Origin of the sequence: Actinocrinis sp. (assembly GCF_035650855.1) — a bacterium.
Taxonomy (GTDB): Bacteria; Actinomycetota; Actinomycetes; order Streptomycetales; family Catenulisporaceae; genus Actinocrinis.
This window is the reverse complement of sequence record NZ_DASRGV010000031.1, coordinates 1-15751: the sequence shown is the minus strand read 5'-3', so window position 1 is coordinate 15751 and position 15751 is coordinate 1. Positions and strand designations below refer to the sequence as shown.

The following is a 15751-nucleotide window of genomic DNA, read 5'->3' as shown; positions in this document are numbered from 1 at the left end:
AGCGGGAGGGCGTCGTGAGCGGGTGGAGGCGGAGCGGGGTTACCCGCCGCATGCTGTTACGTCGGACCGGGGCGGCAGGCGCCGCCGCGGCCACGGCCGGAGTGAGCCTTTGGGAGGCGATCGGCGGTTCCGATCCGGCGCCTGCGGCCATCGGGAAAAGGCGGGCTCCCTCGCCTTCCTCGATCGTGCAGATCGTCGCGCACCCGGATGACGACCTCTATTTCATCAACCCGCTTGCATGGCAGGACCTCACCGACTCGGCGTCACTGGCCACGGTGTACCTCTCGGCCGGCGAGTCGGACGGCCGCAACATCTCGATCCGCACGAGCGGCCGGCATGCGGTGCCGGCGGACTTTCCCCGGTACGTCGAGGCCCGCCGCAACGGCATTCGTGCCGCGTACTCGCTGATGGCCACCGGACGCGACGACTCGCCGTGGCAGGTCAGCGCGGTCCGGCTCGGATCAGCGCTCGTGGTCGAGAAGTCCGTGCTGAAGGCGGAGCCCGACATCGCGTTGTACTTCGTCGGCACGCGGCTCGGCGGCAAGCTGCGCGCCGACGAGGCCGGCGATCCGACCGTCAGCAGCCTGCGCACGCTGTGGTCCGGGCGCGCGGCCGCGCAGCAGACGCAGCCGGCCGCCACTTCTCCGGCGGCCAAGGCGCAGCGAGTCGGACGCGAGGAGCTGATCACGGCGCTCGTCATGCTGCTGCAGCAGCGCAAGCCGACTCTGGTGCGGCTCTTGGACCCGGACCCGGATCTGGTGGCGGGCTCCTCGGTCCACTACAGCGACCATCCGGACCACACGGCGTCCGCCGAGTTCGGCATCGCGGCGCTCGGTAGATACTCAGTGGCCTGCGACACGGTCCCGGCCGTCGAGCATTTCCGCGGCTACTCGAACGCGTGGTGGCCGAAGAATCTGTCCCCGGACAGCTACCACCACAAGTCCAGCGCGCTGCTCGTCTATGGCGGCAGTGGACGGCCCGACTGCTACGCGACGATGTGCGGCGATCTCGAGCTCGGCGAGGACGATCAGATCCAGTACGGGTTCAGCACGTGGCGGCGCTACCCTCGCGCGGCGGGCTGGCTCAGCGTGCAGGCGGACGGAACGCTGGCCGCGGTCGGAACGCTCGGCGGTCAAGTCGTCTCCTGGCGCGGCGGACTGGGCGGCGCCAGCCCGTGGAGTACAGCGGAAACGATCGGCACCCAGGGATACGTGGCGCCAGCGGTGAGCACGGTGCGTGGACCGGACGGACAGCTGACGTTGCTCGCGCTGCGCCGCACCACCACGCTCGGCAGCGATCCGGTCGTCGAGGTCGTCTGGTCCGCCCAGCGTGGCGGATCGCTCGCGTTCTCGGAGTGGCGGTCGCTCGGTGCGCCGACTGCGGACCCGGTTCGGGCGCGGGAAACCGGAATCCCGGTCGGCGCCTTCGACACTCGGGGCGTGCTTAGCGTCTTCGTGCGCGATGACCGCCGAGGCGTCAGCGTCATCCAGCGGTCACCGGCCGGCGCGTGGGGCGCGTGGCACCCCGTCACCGTGCCGAGCCCGTGCCAGGACGGCTTGGCGGTGCTCGCGCGCAGCTCAGGCGTGGTCGAGGCATACGCGCCCAGCTCCCGGGGAGTCGTGCGCATCCAGCAGTCGAAAGCGGGCGCGGGTGACTTCACGGCGCGGAAGGTCATCGGCGCGGCGCCGCCCGCGAGCCCGCTGACCGCGGTCGAGTCCGTCGACGGCAGGGCCGTTCTGGTCTACCGTCCGCCGCGGTCCGCCGACATCGCGGTGTGCACGGAAGCGAACGGCTCGTCACGGTGGACTACGGCGACGGTGGCCGGCGCCGGAGGAATCGGACCGGTCGGCATCGCGCCGTGGCGCGTGGGCCCCAGCTCGGGCTCGCTGTTGTACCTCATGGGTGAGGACGGGGGTCTCGTGACTGCGCCGACGGTCGAGCCCGGGGCGCTCGGCGCCGGCCGCAGCGCCGCTCCCGCCTGGCGCAAGGTGGACGGCCCGCCATTGGCAGGGGCGGCGAGCGCGATCCAGACCGCGCAGGGAACCATCGCAGCAGCCTGCCTGGGCAACGACGGCCGGCTGTGGACCGCGGTCCAGAGAATCGACCGGCTCGCCGACGGTTTCACCGCCTGGACCAGTACTGCGTGAGCAGGCCGACGCTAGCCACGGTACATTGCCAAACGCTTGTCACGTGAATGGGGAGGCTCTCATGCTCTCGCTGCCGCTGCGCGACGGTGCCTGCCTTCGCGGGCTGGAGGTTTGGCATGCCGAGGAGTTCGCCGACCATATGGATCGGGCTCGAGAGCACATCCGCCCGTGGGTCGGGCCCACGTTCGTCACCGACGATGTCGACGGGGCGCGGGCGACGCTCAAGCGGTATGCCGAACGCCAGGCCGCCGACGGCGCCCGCCTGTATGGCATCTGGCAGGGCGAAGTGTTGGTCGGCGGTGTGTTGTTCACGGACTTCAACGCCGCGGCCGGCTGGTGCGAGATCGGTTGCTGGCTGGAGCCGTCCGCCGAGGGCCACGGTCTGATCACGCAGGCGTGCGGCGCGCTGTTGGACTGGGCGTTTGCGACCCGTGGGCTGCACCGGGCCGAGTGGCACTGCCGGGCCGACAACGAGCGCAGCGCAGCGGTGGCAAAGCGGCTCGGCATGACGCTGGAGGGCGTGCGGCGCGAGGCTTGGCAGTACGAGGGTGTGCGCTATGACAAGCAGGTATGGGCGATCCTGGCTCCTGAATGGCGAGCCCTCAGTCAGCGACCGTCGGCGTAGAACTGCCTGATCCACGAGACTGTGCCCGTGGGATCGAACGAGTGGCACCCATCGCCGGACGATGAGACCTACCTGAACGCGCTCGACGGTATCGACGCGGTCGAAGGTATCGACGCAACCCGCTTCAACCTCCCGGCCATCGGGTGGGGCGCTTTCACTCCGTCCGCACTCGAAGCCCTCATCCCCCCGCGTCGTGGACCTGTGCAGGGTCCCGCCGCGCCGGCCTCCCGCGTTCGCGGGCGCACCCGCGGTCCGCGCCGCCGGGTGGCCGCCGCGCCGTGACGACACGCTGGCCGCCCCGCCCTGGATGCCCGCCCCGGACGAGCCACCAGTGGCCACTGCGACCGACACCACGACCGCTGCTCCAACCGTCGCTCCGCCGGCAGCCGCGAGCCTGTCGCGAGCGGGCCGGATCATGGCCTTGGGAACGACCGCCTCGCGGGTGACCGGCATGATCCGCTCGCTGCTGCTCGCCTCGGCGCTCGGCCTCAGCACGCTCGGGGACGACTTCAACACGGCCAACAACATCCCCGGAACCATCTACCTGCTCATCGTCGGCGGCGCGGTCAGTTCCGTTTTCGTGCCGCAGCTGGTGCGGGCGATGCGCGATGACGCGGACGGCGGGCGCCAGTTCACCGATCGGCTGCTGACGATCGCGCTCGTGGTACTCAGTGTGCTGACGGGCGCGTGCCTGCTGCTGGCCCCGCAGATCGCGGATGTTACAGCGGGCGCCGCCGCTCCCGCCGACCATGCGCTGACCGTCACCTTGATCCGCTTCTGTGTGCCGCAGATCTTCTGCTACGGGGTGTGGGTGATCCTCAGTCAGATCCTCAACGCCCACGAGCGCTACGGGCCGATGATGTGGACCCCGGTGCTGGCGAACCTCGTGATGATCGCGACCCTCGTGGCGCTCATGGCGGCGGTCGGGCACGCGCGGCTGACCGCGCAGAACATCACGCCGGGCGAGGTCGCGTTGCTCGGCGTCGGCACGACGCTCGGGATCGTGCTGCAGACCGCGGCGATGATCCCCTATCTGCGCCGGGCTGGAGTCGGATACCGGCCGCGCTTCGACTGGCGTGGGGTGGGCCTGCGCAAGTCCGCGACGTTGGCGAAGTGGACGATGGGGGTCGTGCTGCTCGGACAGATCGGCTCGCTGATAGCCACCCGGATCGGCGACATGATGGACGCGCGCTTCAAGGGCCAGGGCGTCGGCTACACGGCCTATATGAACGCCCAGAACATCTGGCAGCTGCCCTTCGCGGTGATCACCGTCTCAGTCATCACCGCACTGCTGCCCCGGATGAGCCGCTCCGCGCAGGCCGGCGACCGCGCCGCGGTGCGCACCTCCGTTTCGTACGGCCTGCGCGTGGCTGCGGTCGCCATCGTCCCGTGCGCGTGCGCTCTGTCGGCCTTCGGCCCGCAGATCGCCGCCGTGCTCTTCGGACACGGGCAGTCGGACGCGACGATGGCCCACAACACCGGTTTCATGCTCATGGCGCTCGCCCCCGGCCTGATCCCGTTTTCCGCCCAGTTCGTGATGATGCGCGGTTTCTACGCGTACGAAGACACCCGCACGCCGTTCGTGATCACGATGTGGATCACCGCCGCCAACGTGGCGATCGGTCTGCTGGCCTACGCGACGCTGAGGACGACGCCGTGGGTGATGGTCGGCCTGTGCCTCGCCTCCACCCTCGCCTACACGATCGGCGCGATCATGACCGGTCGCAAACTCCGCCGCCAGTTGCACGGTGTCGAGGGCCGCCGAGTCGCGCGCACCCACCTCAAGCTCGGCGCGGCGTCCGGCGTCGCAGCGGTCATCGCGGCGCCGATCGCGGCGATCGTGAGCGCGCAACTCGCCGGGACCGTCGGGAACGTCGCGGCCCTTCTCGGCGGCGGAGCGGTGTTCGGCGTCCTGTTCCTCGCGGTCTCGCGCAAGCTGCACATCGAGGAAGTCGCCTCGCTCGCCCGCGTTGTGCGAACGCGCCTCGGATACTGAGGTCCCGCCCCGACGCTTAACTGGCGGCGGCTAACTGGCGGCGACCCACTCCGCGGTCAGCTGCTGAACCCGTGAACCGTCCACGTCCGCGAGCTTCGTGCCGACGAAGTCACGAGCCCAGTCAGAGGTCTGCACGCGGAAGGGCGGCTCGTCGGCGTCGAGCGTGGCGATGATCACCTTTGCGGCGTCCGCGGCGGACTGCGCGTTGCCGAACGACGCCCTGGTGCGGTTGATGTAAGCCTGCAACGCCGACGCATACGGACCGGCCGCATCGAGCATCGCGGGGATATCGATCTGCTGGCTCGCCACGAACTCGCTGGCGACCGCGCCGGGCTCGATGACGCTCACGCGCACGCCGGCCGTGGCGGCGACAGGAGCCAGCGATTCCATGAAGCCCTCGACGGCGAACTTCGCGGCGCAATACGCGTCATTGAACGGCTGCCCCACCACTCCGCCCACACTCGTCACGGTGACGAGCCGACCGCGCGAGGCACGCAGGTGCGGCAAAGTCGCCTGGGTGACCGAGACGACGCCGAAGTAGTTGACTTCCATCGCGGCGCGAACGTCCGCGATGCTGACGTGCTCGGCGGTTCCCAAGGCCCCCGCTCCGGCGTTGTTGACGACGGCGTCCAGTCGCCCGTGCGCAGCAAGCGCCGCGTCAACGCACTCGGTCACGGAGGCGGAGTCAGTCACTTCCAGCGCCATGACCCGGAAACGCTCGGCGACGCCCGCTTCACCCGCCGCCGCAAGCAGCCTCTCGGCCTTCGCGGTGTTCCGCATGGTCGCGACGACCTGCCACCCGCTCTGGGCGGCGGCGACGGCGGTCGCCAGCCCGATCCCGCTGGACGTCCCGGTGATCAGTGCGATCCTGCTCGCGCTCATGGCTCGATTCCTGTCGTCGTGCGGCGCCCGCCCGCAAGTGCGTGCGTGTGGACACAACATATAGTCGCGTGCACACACCGTGACGCTCCTGAAGGCAGGGCCTCGCGGCCATCTGGCTGAAGACCAGGGGCGCTAGGGCCGCAGGGCGGAATCGATGAAGGAGCGCACGGCGTCCTCAATGCGCTGACGCGTGGCCTCGGGGGCGTCGCGCAGGGGGCCTTGACCGGTGAGCACGGCTAGGCCGTGGACCGTGGACCACACGGCGTATTCGATTCCAGCGCGGCGGGATTTGTTCATGATGCCCGCATCGACCAGTTCGTCGAGCACTGCGCGCAGCTGGTCAAGTGGGGCGGGATGCTGCTGCGCCGTGGCGTCCGCTGTGCGGTAGGAGTGCTGGTGCGGTAGGGCGAACGCGGTCGCGAAGAGTCCCGGTTGCTCGCGGGCGAAGCGCAGGTACGCCTGGCCGATGGCGCGAAGGCGGCGGCGGGCGGCTGCGGGGTCACCGTACTTGCCACGGACGCGGCTGACGCCGGCGGCCATGCGCGCGGCGAACTCGCCCATGGCCGCTGAGCACACTGCGGCCAGGAGCTCGTCGCGATCGGCGAAGTGCCGGTAGGCGGCGTTGGGGACCACGCCGACTGTGCGCGCCACCTCGCGCAGCACGACGGCGTCCGGGCCCCCGGTGCGGGCCAGCTCGAGTCCGGCGGCGACCAGCCCGTCGCGGACGGCGCCGCGCGGGCGGCGGGTATTGCCGGCGCCGTCGGCCGATGCGTCGGCCGCGGATTCGTTGCTCATCACGGACGCCAAGTTAGTGGACAGCATCCACTGACTCAATTACGGTGGACAGCGTCCACTAAATGGTGGACGCTGTCCACTAACTCGGACGAAGGGGAAGGGGACTCACCATGACCAGCAGGATGACCCCACTGCTCGAGCGCAACGAGACGTTCGCCCGCACCTACACGCCCGTGCCGCTCGGCCTGCCCAGCGCTCAGGTCATCGTCATCGCCTGTCTCGACCACCGGGTCGATCCGGCGATCACGCTCGGACTCAAGCTCGGCGATTCACCCGTCCTGCGCAACGCGGGCGGGCGCGTCACCCAGCCCGTCATCGAGGAGATCGCCTTCCTGGGCTTCCTCGGCCGAAGGCTGGCCGGCGGGCGAATCGCCGACGACCAGCGCGTCGAAGTCGCAGTAATCCACCACACGCAGTGCGGGACCGGATTGCTCGCCGACCCCGCCTTCCGGCACGAGGTCTGCGAAGCGACCGGCGTGGACGAGGCAGCGCTGGAAGCATCCGCCGTCACCGATCCGTACGCGACCGTTGCCGCCGACGTCGAGCGTCTTCTGGCCTCGCCTCTGTTCCCGCCGCGGTTGTACGTGTCCGGGCATGTGTACGAGGTCGAAACCGGACGGGTCACCACCGTGGTGGAGGCCCGACGCCCTTGAGGGGCTGGGAGTCTCAGGATTCAGATAGCGGTGCGGCCACCGTCTGCGGCGATCGTGGCGCCGGTGAGGTAGGCGGCGCGATCGGTGGTCAGGAACAAGATGACCTCGGCGATCTCGCGCGGTGAGGCGAGTCGGCCGAGCAGGGTGGTCGCACCGAACTGCGCGGCGCCCTGCTCCCCGACGGTGGCCAGGACCATGTCGGTGCGCGTCGGGCCGGGGGCGACCGTGTTGACCCTGATCCCGTGCGGGCTCAGTTCGGCCGCCCAGGTGCGGGTGAGTGATTCGAGCGCCGCCTTGGTCGCGCTGTAGACGGGCATGCCGGGCATGCCGATGCGCGCGGCCATGGTGCTGACATTGACGATGCCGCCGAAGCCCTTGGCCACCATGGCGGGCGCAAAAGCGGCGGTCAGCTGGTACGGAGCCCGCACGTTGGCCGCGAACGCCGCGTCGAACGAGGTAGTGTCGAAGAGCTCTGCCTCGTCGGATGCGGCGCCGGCGCCGCCGGACTTCGCGTCCTGGGCGATGGTCGGGCCCATCGGGAACTGCGCCGCGTTGTTGACCAGGATGTCCACCGCGCCGGCCGCCTCGGTCAGGGCGCGCAGCGATCGAGGATCGGTCAGGTCGGCCGCCACGAAGCGCGCGGAGCCGCCGTTCTCGGAGATCGCCTTGACCACGGCCGCGCCGCGTTCGGCGTCCCGGCCGGTGACGACGACCTGTGCGCCGGCGGCCGCCAGCAGTTTCGCCGTCTCGCTGCCGATGCCGCCGGTCCCGCCGGTGACCAGGGCCGTCTTGCCGCTCAATTCCATGAGCTTGCCTTTCCTCGGGAACGATCGGCCGCCGCCCGCGGCCGGATTGGGTTGCAGGATCCACAATGCTCAGCTAAAAGTGGGTTGTCCAATCCAAAACTTGGCGAGGCTCAGGAGCATGAGTACGAGCACGAGCACGCGGAGCTCTTCCGGCCGGCTGACGCGCAAAGGCGAGGCGACCCGGCAGCGGATCGTGGCGGCCGCCGCCCAGCTGATATACGAGCGCGGAGTCACCGAGGCGACGCTGGAGGACGTGCGCGCCGCCGCCGGGGTCAGCGGCTCGCAGATCTACCACTACTTCGCGGACAAGCAGGCGCTGCTGCTCGCCGTGATCGAGTATCAGACCGAGGCGGTGCTGGGCTTGCAGGAACCGCTGTTCGGCCGCATGGACTCGATGGAGGGCCTGCGGCGGTGGCGCGACGCCCTCGTGGAGTATCAGCGGCGTATGCAATGCCGCGGCGGCTGCCCGATCGGCTCGATCGGCGGCGAGGTGGCCGAGAACAATCCCGAGGCGCGTCTGGCCGTCGCCTCCGGGTTTCTGCGGTGGGAAGCGGCCATCCGTGCGGGGCTGAACGCCATGCACGCGCGGGGGGAGCTCGACGGCGACCCGGAGGATCTCGCGCTGGCGGTCCTCGCCGCGCTCCAGGGCGGCCTGCTGCTCACCCAGATCCAGCGGGAAACCCGGCCGCTGGAGATCGCCCTCGACACGATTCTCGACCACGTCGAGTCACGAACTAGACGACCCGGCACGAGCGAGGATTGAGGTCGGTTGGCGGCTCAAGGAGCGGTGAAAGGCGCCCGTGTAACGAGCTGAGGGTTGGCGGGACTAATGGTGCAAGTCCCTGAAGGAGGCTGCCATGTCCACCAACCCCGAAGCCGTCGAAGACGACGCCGCTGCACCGCAGCCGCGTTACGACGATCTGCGCGCGCTGTTCATCAACTGCACCCTCAAGCGCTCCCCCGAGCTGTCGCACACCCAAGGCTTGATCGATCTCAGCGCCGCCATCATGCAGAAGCACGGCGTGCAGGTCGATGTCGTTCGCGCCATCGACCTCGACATCGCCACCGGCGTGTGGCCGGATATGACCGAGCACGGCTGGGCCTCGGACGCGTGGCCCGCGCTGTACCGGGACCGGGTCGTGCCTGCCGACATCCTGGTGATCGCCGGTCCCATCTGGCTGGGCGACAACTCCTCGATCACCAAGAAGGTCATCGAGCGCTTATACGCCTGCTCGCACCTGCTCAACGACGCCGGGCAGTACGCCTACTACGGCCGGGTCGGCGGTTGCCTGATCACCGGCAACGAGGACGGCGTGAAGCACTGCGCGATGAACGTGCTCTACAGCCTTCAGCACTTGGGCTACACCGTTCCACCGCAGGCGGACGCCGGATGGATCGGCGAGGCCGGCCCCGGCCCCTCCTACCTCGATCCGGGCTCCGGCGGCCCGCAGAACGACTTCACCAACCGCAACACCACGTTCATGACCTGGAATCTGCTGCACCTGGCCCGCATGCTCAAGGACGCCGGCGGCATTCCCGCGCACGGCAACCAGCGCGCCGCCTGGGACGCAGGGGCCCGCTTCGACTTCCCCAATCCCGAATACCGCTGACTGCGGCACTCGCCGGCTCCGGCGCCGTGGCTCACCGCGCGCGGCGCCGGGACCGGTTAGAGTGCCGGGCGTGGAGTTGCCCGCCGACGCGGTAATCGTGGCGCGGCTGCGTGCGCGCGACGAGCCGATGTTCGCAGCCCTGTTGGACGCGTGGTCGCCGGGCATGTTGCGTGTCGCGCGCGCGTATGTCGGCGACGAGCACGCCGCGCAGGACGTGGTGCAGGAGGCCTGGCTAGGGGTCCTGCGCGGTATCGACGGCTTCGAGTTCCGCGCGTCGCTGCGCACCTGGACGTACCGGATCCTGGTTAATCGTGCGATCAGCCGGGGCAGCCGCGACGCCCGGGTGATCCCCGCCTCCGCCCTGACCCTGACGGCCGAAGACTACGCGCCGACGGTCGATCCGGCGCGGTTCCGAGGCAGCGACGATCCGTATCCGGGGCACTGGCGCAGCCACCCCGAACGGTGGCCCACCCCGGAAAGCGAGCTGCTCGCCCGCGAGACCCGCCGGTACCTGGCCGCCGCGCTGGAGCGGTTGCCGGCACGGCAACGGATCGTGGTCACCCTGCGGGACGTCGAGGGCTACAGCAGTGAACAGGTATGCGAGATCCTCGCGGTCAGCGCGGCCAACCAGCGCGTCCTGCTGCACCGCGGCCGAGCGGCGCTGCGGGCAGCGCTGGAGGACCACTTCACCCAGGAGGTGCCGGCATGAACTGCGACGAATTCGTCGAACTGGTCACCGCCTACCTCGACGGCGCCCTGGACGCGCACACCGCAGCCCGGTTCACCGAGCACCTGGCCGCGTGTGACGGCTGCGATCGCTACCTGGAGCAGATCCGGCACACCGTCGGCGAGCTGCATCGTCTTCCGGGCGACAGCCTCGCCGGACACGCCCGTGACCGGCTGCTGGCCGCATTCCGCGACTGGCCCGGCTCAGCCGCGCCCTGACGAAAAAACACTCAAGGAAGCGGCCCAGATCACGTAACCCCGCACCCTTATATACGGCGCGATAGCACTGTCTGGATTCAACACGCGCGTGTGCCCGGGGCTCGGCAGCCGACCTCGATTGGACCTGCGATGAACCGGGGACGTTGAATCGGCGTACACCGGCTGAATTCGGCGCGCCCGCAAGGACGCGGAAACATTGCGCGCACGCCCGCCCCTATCGTTTCCTCTGTTCGACGAACGGGAGGGTTGCACAGCCATGAACGGCAGGGCTCGGCCGGCTCCGCGGCGCGGAAGGCAGCCGAAAGCCACTGCGCTGCTCGGCGCTCTCCTGCTCGTCCTTGTCGGCGGCTGCTCGGCGGGCGTCGCGCCGCATCCGGCAACGTCGCCCCGGCCGAGCACCGCCGCGTCGTTCGACGTCGCGGCCGAGAACGCCAAGCCGGGTACGACAGCGTGGGCCATCGCGACATCGGCGATCGGATCTGCACACGCCATCGAGGGTTACGCCGACCAGGTTTCGGTCGCGAGCGGCGCATCCTTCCACCTGTTCGTGTCCACCACCTCGCCGCGCTTCACAGCTATCGCGTATCGCTTCGGCTATTACGGCGGCACGGGCGCGCGGCAGGTTTGGCAGTCCGCCGAGACCGCGGGCCACGTGCAGTCGGCCGCATCGTTCGACCGCTCGACCGCCACCGTCGAATGCCGTTGGCGACCTTCGCTCACGGTCGACACGGCCGGCTGGCCCGAGGGCGACTACCTGATCAAGCTCGTCGCCTCCGACGGCGCCGGGCAGCGCTATGTCCCGATCACCGTGCGCTCGACTCAGACCACCGGGCGGATCGTGCTCGTCGCCGGAGTCACCACCTGGCAGGCCTACAACGGCTGGGGCGGGTACTCCCTCTACGACGGGCCGCACGGCCACTCCGACCGATCCCGCGCGGTCTCCTTCGACCGGCCGTACACCGACTACAACGAGCCCGCGGGCTCGGGCCTGTTCTTCCAGTTCGACCGAGGCCTGGTGTACTTCGCCGAACAGCACGGCCTGTCGGTGGCTTACGAAACCGATCTCGAGCTCGAAACCCACCCGGAACTGATCCGGGGCGCCGCGGCCGTGGTCTCGGACGGACACGACGAGTACTACTCGCAGCAGATGCGCGACACGCTCGCGGCCGCGCGCGACGCCGGCACCAATCTCGCCTTCCTGGGAGCCAACGCGGTCTACCGCCACATCCGCTGGGCCGCGACCGCGCTCGGCCGGTACCGCCTGATCATCTGCTACAAGGAGGCCGCGACCGATCCGCAGTTCGGCACCGACCCCACCCAGACCACGCAGAACTGGCGCGACAGCCCGGACCCACGCCCCGAGAACGCGTTGACCGGCTCGTACTACCAGTGCAATCCGGCGAACGCGGCCTACGTGGTCTACGACGCGAATAGCTGGATCTTCGCCGGGACCGGGACGGACCGCGGCTCGTCCTTCCCAGGGCTCGTATACCCGGAGTACGACCGTGTGGTGGACATCCCGACCACTCCGCACCCGCTCGAGGTGCTCAGCCACTCCCCGCTCGACTGCCAGGGTCGCGCGAGCTATCAGGAGTCCGCGTACTACACCGTTTCGAGCGGAGCCGCGGTGTTCGACGCCGGGACCATGCAGTGGGTATGCGCGCTCGGTCCCGCATGCTTCCCAGTCGCGGTGACCGCCGCGGGTCAGCAGTTCGTGCGAACAGCTACGCTCAATCTGTTGACCGCGTTCGCCGCGGGACCGGCCGGGAAACGGCATCCAGCCACAGACAACACCGCCGCGGACGGCGTCCCGAGCTCGGCGGGCCTCGGGCTGGATTAGATGCGGCGCATCCGAGACTGGGGCTAGAGTGCGCCGTCGCGCCAGGCCGCCCTGGCGCTCGGGTAGATCGGGCGGAAGCCCAATTCCCGGTACGCGCGCGTCGTGTCGGGCACGCAGTACCACGGATCCGCGACGGTCCTTCCCTCGGCCGCGTCCAGGTCCATGCTCTGCCCTACCAGCTCGTGCAGTTCGTACGCCGTCGAGACGCCGTCGCCGCAGACGTTGTACGCGCGGTAGCCGCTCTCCATCGACGGCAGGACCCTGAGAGCCCGGTGCACGGCCTGGGCCACGTCCGCGTGGTGCACCATCGCCATCGGCTCGTGCGCCGCCGCGGTGGCGAAGCGCGGAAGGATGTTCTCAATGTGCGGGTCGCCGTCCCCGTAGACGAAGGCGAGGCGCAGCGCGACGATATCGAGCCCTGATTCCCCGCTCAGCTCGCGCAGCCGCTCCTCGGCCTCCCGCTTGCCCGCCGGATATGCGCGCTGCTGCGGCGTCACGACCGCGCGCAGTTCGTCATCCTCCCGCACCGGCCGGCCGATGCCGGGGCCGTACACGAGGTTCGTGCTGACCTGCACGAAGCGGCGCACCCGCGCTTGAGCGCTTTCCGTCGCCAGCGCCACGGCCGCGTCCCGGTTCACCGCGTACATGTCGTCGTCGGTCACGGCCGGGCCGCGGAAGGTCGCAGCGACGTTGACGACGACGGTCGCCCCGTCCAGCGCCCGCTTGCGGTCCGCGGCCTCCAGCAGGTCGCCGATCACGGCCTGCGCGCCCAGGCCCGTGAAGTGCTCGGCGGCTAGCTGCGTGCGCACCAGCACCCTGATCTGGTCGCCCGGCTCGCGCCAGGACAGCAGCCTCGGCACCAGCCGCTTGCCGACCTGCCCGGTCGCGCCGGTGACCAGGATCGTTTCGTTCGTCATCATCGTGCTCCGTTCTGAGCTGCATTCGGCTTGCACGACCCACCCTGGCGTTCTTCTCCCGCGGGTAGCAGAGACCGGTTTAGCCACGGACTGGCAGTACCTGGCTACCGCTCGGTTCGCGCGCGAGGATGATCGGGTGAATCCGATCGACCTCGCGGCGCTGGCGGACTTCCTGCGGCGCAGCAGACAGCGCATCGACCCGTCCTCGGTGGGCCTCTCCCCGCGTGCCCGGATGCGTACCCCGGGCCTGCGCCGGGAGGACGTCGCGCAGATGGCCGGGATCTCCGTGGACTACTACGCGCGGCTGGAACAGCAGCGCGGCGCCCGGCCCTCCGAACAGGTGATCGGCGCGCTGGCCCGCGCGCTGCGGCTGACCGAGGACGAGTGCGACTACCTGCATCGCCTGGCCGGTTATCCGACGCGGACGCGCGGTCCGGCCCGCCGGCACGTGTCGCCGGGCCTGCTGCTCATCCTGGACCGCCTCGTGGACGCGCCCGCGCAGGTGATCAGCGACACCGGCCAGGTGCTCGCGCGCAACGCCATGGCCGAAGCGCTCCTCGGCGCGCCGGTCCTACCCGGCCGCGCCGGCAACGCCATCTGGCGGATGTTCACCGAGACGCCGCCACGGCTGATCATCAAGGAGCAACTGCCCAGACTGATGGCCAACCACGTCGCCGATCTGCGCGCCACCCACGCCCGCCGCCCAGACGACGCCGAGGTCAACGAGCTCATCAGCGACCTGCTGAAAGCCAGCCCCGCATTCCGCGACCTGTGGGAGCGGCACGACGTCGCGGTGATGCGCGGCACGACGAAGACCTTCGTGCACCCCCAGATCGGCGAAATCACGCTGCAGTGCGAGACGTTGCTTTCCGCCTCAACCTCGGGCGAGCAGTCCTTGGTTCTCTACACCGCACAACCGGGCACCGACAACGTCGGAAAGCTCGAGCTGCTGCGCGTGCTGGGCCAGGAATCCTTCGCCGAGGGCAAAGTCCGTTAGGCCGTGCGGGATCGTCTCCCTGCACCGCTAGGGCCGGAAGTCCCTGAAGCCGAAGCCGTCCGGCCCGTATCCTGGCCCTGACATGACGTCGCTCGAGATATGCCGCGACGTGCAGGAAAAGGCCGCTAGGATCACGCGCATGGACACCACCCATGGCTGCTGAGGCCGACCTGCTCGTCCTGGGCGCCGGGCCCGCCGGGCTGGCAGCCGCCTGGCGGGCGGCACGCCACGGCCAGTCCGTGCTCGTACTCGAACGCGCCGAGAACGCCGGCGGCATGGCCGCCTCTTTCGAGATCGCCGGGATGAGCGTGGACTACGGCAGCCACCGCCTGAGCCCGGCGACACCCCCGCACATCCTCGCCGACCTGCGCACTCTGCTCGGCGCGGACCTGCAGACCCGCTACCGCACCGGGCGGATCCTGCTCGGCGACCGATGGGTGACCTACCCCTTCAAGCCGCGTGAGCTAGCCAAAGCCCTCCCCCGCGCGCCACGAACCAGGGTCGCGCTCGACGCGCTGTCCATGTTGCGGCCCAAGGCTCCCGACGAATCAGAGGCCAGCTATGCGGACCTGATGCGCGCAGGATTCGGCCCCACGCTCTACCAGCTGGTGTACGAGCCCTACGCCCGCAAGCTCTGGGGCGTTTCAGGAGACGAACTCGACGCGGACCAAGCGCGGCGCAAGGCCGGCGCGCCCACCGCCTTCGCCGCCCTGACGCGGGCGGTGCGCGCCGGTCTGGCCGGCGAGTCCCTGGCCTATCTCTACCCCCGGCGCGGGTTCGGCCAGTTGACCGAGACGCTTGCCGACGCCGCGATCATCGCCGGTGCCCGCATCGCGTTGGGCACCACCGTGGAGCGCGTCGAACTGCGCGAGGAGGGCGCGACCGTCACCGCGGCGCGCTCGGAATCCCACAGCGCGGCCGCAGACCGTGTCGGCCGCCGCAGCGCCGAGCCGTGGACGAACGGCGGTACGGTGCGCGCCAGGCACGTCTTCTCCACGCTGCCGCTGCCGCAACTCGCCCGCCTGCTCGTCCCATCAGCCCCCTACGAAGCGCTGGCCGCCGCGAGCGAGTTGCGCTTCCGCGCCCTGCTGCTGGTCTACGCCGTACATGAGGGCGGACGCTGGAGCGGGCACGACGTGCACTATCTGCCCTCCCCCGCCGCCCCAGTCACGCGCATCTCCGAGCCGGCCAACCACCGCATCAACCCGGACGACCCGAGCGACCGCTCGGTGATCTGCTTCGAGATCCCCTGCCAGGTCGGCGACGAGCTGTGGTCCGCGGACGAAAGGCAACTGGCCGACCTCGTGCAGCAGACGGCACGCTCGTGTGCCCTGCCACCGCTGCGCCTGGCCTGGGTGCAGGTCAAGCGTCTGCGTCACGGCTACCCGGTCCACCACGCCGGCTACCGCGAGCATCTCGCCGCGCTCGAGTCCTGGATCAACACCCTGCCACGGCTGACCACCCTCGGCCGTCAAGGCCTGTTCACTCCCGACAACGTCCACCACGCCCTGGATATGGGCTACCAAGCCGCCGACGCC

16 protein-coding genes are annotated in these 15751 nt (G+C 70.0%); 12 read left to right on the top strand and 4 right to left on the bottom strand.

Going from position 1 to position 15751, the window contains the following annotated elements:
* The first annotated feature begins 50 nt into the window (after positions 1–50).
* The 4 genes from VFB40_RS02815 to murJ all read left to right on the top strand — a co-directional run bounded on the left by VFB40_RS02815 (position 51) and on the right by murJ (position 4768).
* A complete protein-coding gene (locus tag VFB40_RS02815) occupies positions 51–2147 on the top strand; it encodes a PLL family lectin (RefSeq protein WP_324847670.1) in 2097 nt (698 codons plus the stop codon).
* Positions 2148–2208: 61 nt separating this feature from the next.
* Entirely contained in the window at positions 2209–2772 is a 564-nt protein-coding gene (locus VFB40_RS02810; protein WP_324847669.1) for a GNAT family N-acetyltransferase, read from the top strand.
* Positions 2773–2799: 27 nt separating this feature from the next.
* Positions 2800–3054, top strand: coding sequence for a hypothetical protein (locus tag VFB40_RS02805; protein ID WP_324847668.1), 255 nt, complete (start codon positions 2800–2802; stop codon positions 3052–3054).
* 49 nt (positions 3055–3103) lie between these two features.
* Complete coding sequence (murJ, locus tag VFB40_RS02800; RefSeq protein WP_324847667.1) at positions 3104–4768, top strand: murein biosynthesis integral membrane protein MurJ; 1665 nt, start codon at positions 3104–3106, stop codon at positions 4766–4768.
* Between the two features lie 30 nt (positions 4769–4798).
* Here the strand turns inward: murJ and VFB40_RS02795 are convergent, their stop codons facing one another.
* Both VFB40_RS02795 and VFB40_RS02790 read right to left on the bottom strand, forming a co-directional pair.
* On the bottom strand, positions 4799–5650 hold the full coding sequence (locus VFB40_RS02795) for an SDR family NAD(P)-dependent oxidoreductase (protein ID WP_324847666.1): 852 nt from the start codon (positions 5648–5650) through the stop codon (positions 4799–4801).
* Positions 5651–5782: 132 nt separating this feature from the next.
* Complete coding sequence (locus tag VFB40_RS02790) at positions 5783–6445, bottom strand: TetR/AcrR family transcriptional regulator (RefSeq protein WP_324847665.1); 663 nt, start codon at positions 6443–6445, stop codon at positions 5783–5785.
* A gap of 110 nt (positions 6446–6555) precedes the next feature.
* Between VFB40_RS02790 and VFB40_RS02785 the strand changes: the two genes are divergently transcribed.
* Positions 6556–7098, top strand: a complete 543-nt coding sequence (locus VFB40_RS02785; protein ID WP_324847664.1) for a carbonic anhydrase — start codon at positions 6556–6558, stop codon at positions 7096–7098.
* Between the two features lie 20 nt (positions 7099–7118).
* On the opposite strand, the gene VFB40_RS02780 is transcribed toward VFB40_RS02785, so the two are convergent.
* Positions 7119–7904: an SDR family NAD(P)-dependent oxidoreductase gene (locus tag VFB40_RS02780; protein WP_324847663.1), complete on the bottom strand. Its 786-nt coding sequence runs from the start codon at positions 7902–7904 to the stop codon at positions 7119–7121.
* A 118-nt stretch (positions 7905–8022) separates the two neighbouring features.
* On the opposite strand from VFB40_RS02780, the gene VFB40_RS02775 reads away from it, so the two are divergent.
* The 5 genes from VFB40_RS02775 (at position 8023) to VFB40_RS02755 (ending at position 12299) form a co-directional block, all read left to right on the top strand.
* Complete coding sequence (locus VFB40_RS02775) at positions 8023–8667, top strand: TetR/AcrR family transcriptional regulator (protein ID WP_324847662.1); 645 nt, start codon at positions 8023–8025, stop codon at positions 8665–8667.
* Positions 8668–8761: 94 nt separating this feature from the next.
* Positions 8762–9514: a flavodoxin family protein gene (locus VFB40_RS02770; RefSeq protein WP_324847661.1), complete on the top strand. Its 753-nt coding sequence runs from the start codon at positions 8762–8764 to the stop codon at positions 9512–9514.
* A gap of 70 nt (positions 9515–9584) precedes the next feature.
* Positions 9585–10223, top strand: coding sequence for an RNA polymerase sigma factor (locus VFB40_RS02765; protein WP_324847660.1), 639 nt, complete (start codon positions 9585–9587; stop codon positions 10221–10223).
* Positions 10220–10459, top strand: a complete 240-nt coding sequence (locus VFB40_RS02760; protein ID WP_324847659.1) for an anti-sigma factor family protein — start codon at positions 10220–10222, stop codon at positions 10457–10459. The genes VFB40_RS02765 and VFB40_RS02760 overlap by 4 nt, the downstream gene beginning before the upstream one ends.
* Positions 10460–10715: 256 nt before the next feature.
* Positions 10716–12299 (top strand): N,N-dimethylformamidase beta subunit family domain-containing protein, encoded by a 1584-nt coding sequence (locus VFB40_RS02755; RefSeq protein WP_324847658.1) that lies wholly within the window; start codon positions 10716–10718, stop codon positions 12297–12299.
* A 23-nt stretch (positions 12300–12322) separates the two neighbouring features.
* On the opposite strand, the gene VFB40_RS02750 is transcribed toward VFB40_RS02755, so the two are convergent.
* Entirely contained in the window at positions 12323–13216 is an 894-nt protein-coding gene (locus VFB40_RS02750) for an NAD-dependent epimerase/dehydratase family protein (RefSeq protein ID WP_324847657.1), read from the bottom strand.
* 136 nt (positions 13217–13352) lie between these two features.
* Here VFB40_RS02750 and VFB40_RS02745 point away from each other — a divergent pair, with 136 nt between their 5' ends.
* Positions 13353–14213 (top strand): helix-turn-helix transcriptional regulator, encoded by an 861-nt coding sequence (locus VFB40_RS02745; protein WP_324847656.1) that lies wholly within the window; start codon positions 13353–13355, stop codon positions 14211–14213.
* Positions 14214–14365: 152 nt separating this feature from the next.
* The coding region (locus tag VFB40_RS02740) for a protoporphyrinogen/coproporphyrinogen oxidase (RefSeq protein WP_324847655.1) at positions 14366–15751 on the top strand (1386 nt) is incomplete at its 3' end.

Coding starts and splice junctions, on each gene's coding strand:
- VFB40_RS02780 (WP_324847663.1), bottom strand. CDS start 7,904: ATGGAATTGAGCGGCAAGACGGCCCTGGTCACCGGCGGGACCGGCGGC.
- VFB40_RS02815 (WP_324847670.1), top strand. CDS start 51: ATGCTGTTACGTCGGACCGGGGCGGCAGGCGCCGCCGCGGCCACGGCC.
- VFB40_RS02785 (WP_324847664.1), top strand. CDS start 6,556: ATGACCAGCAGGATGACCCCACTGCTCGAGCGCAACGAGACGTTCGCC.
- VFB40_RS02755 (WP_324847658.1), top strand. CDS start 10,716: ATGAACGGCAGGGCTCGGCCGGCTCCGCGGCGCGGAAGGCAGCCGAAA.
- VFB40_RS02750 (WP_324847657.1), bottom strand. CDS start 13,216: ATGACGAACGAAACGATCCTGGTCACCGGCGCGACCGGGCAGGTCGGC.
- VFB40_RS02790 (WP_324847665.1), bottom strand. CDS start 6,445: ATGAGCAACGAATCCGCGGCCGACGCATCGGCCGACGGCGCCGGCAAT.
- VFB40_RS02810 (WP_324847669.1), top strand. CDS start 2,209: ATGCTCTCGCTGCCGCTGCGCGACGGTGCCTGCCTTCGCGGGCTGGAG.
- VFB40_RS02760 (WP_324847659.1), top strand. CDS start 10,220: ATGAACTGCGACGAATTCGTCGAACTGGTCACCGCCTACCTCGACGGC.
- VFB40_RS02795 (WP_324847666.1), bottom strand. CDS start 5,650: ATGAGCGCGAGCAGGATCGCACTGATCACCGGGACGTCCAGCGGGATC.
- VFB40_RS02770 (WP_324847661.1), top strand. CDS start 8,762: ATGTCCACCAACCCCGAAGCCGTCGAAGACGACGCCGCTGCACCGCAG.
- VFB40_RS02775 (WP_324847662.1), top strand. CDS start 8,023: ATGAGTACGAGCACGAGCACGCGGAGCTCTTCCGGCCGGCTGACGCGC.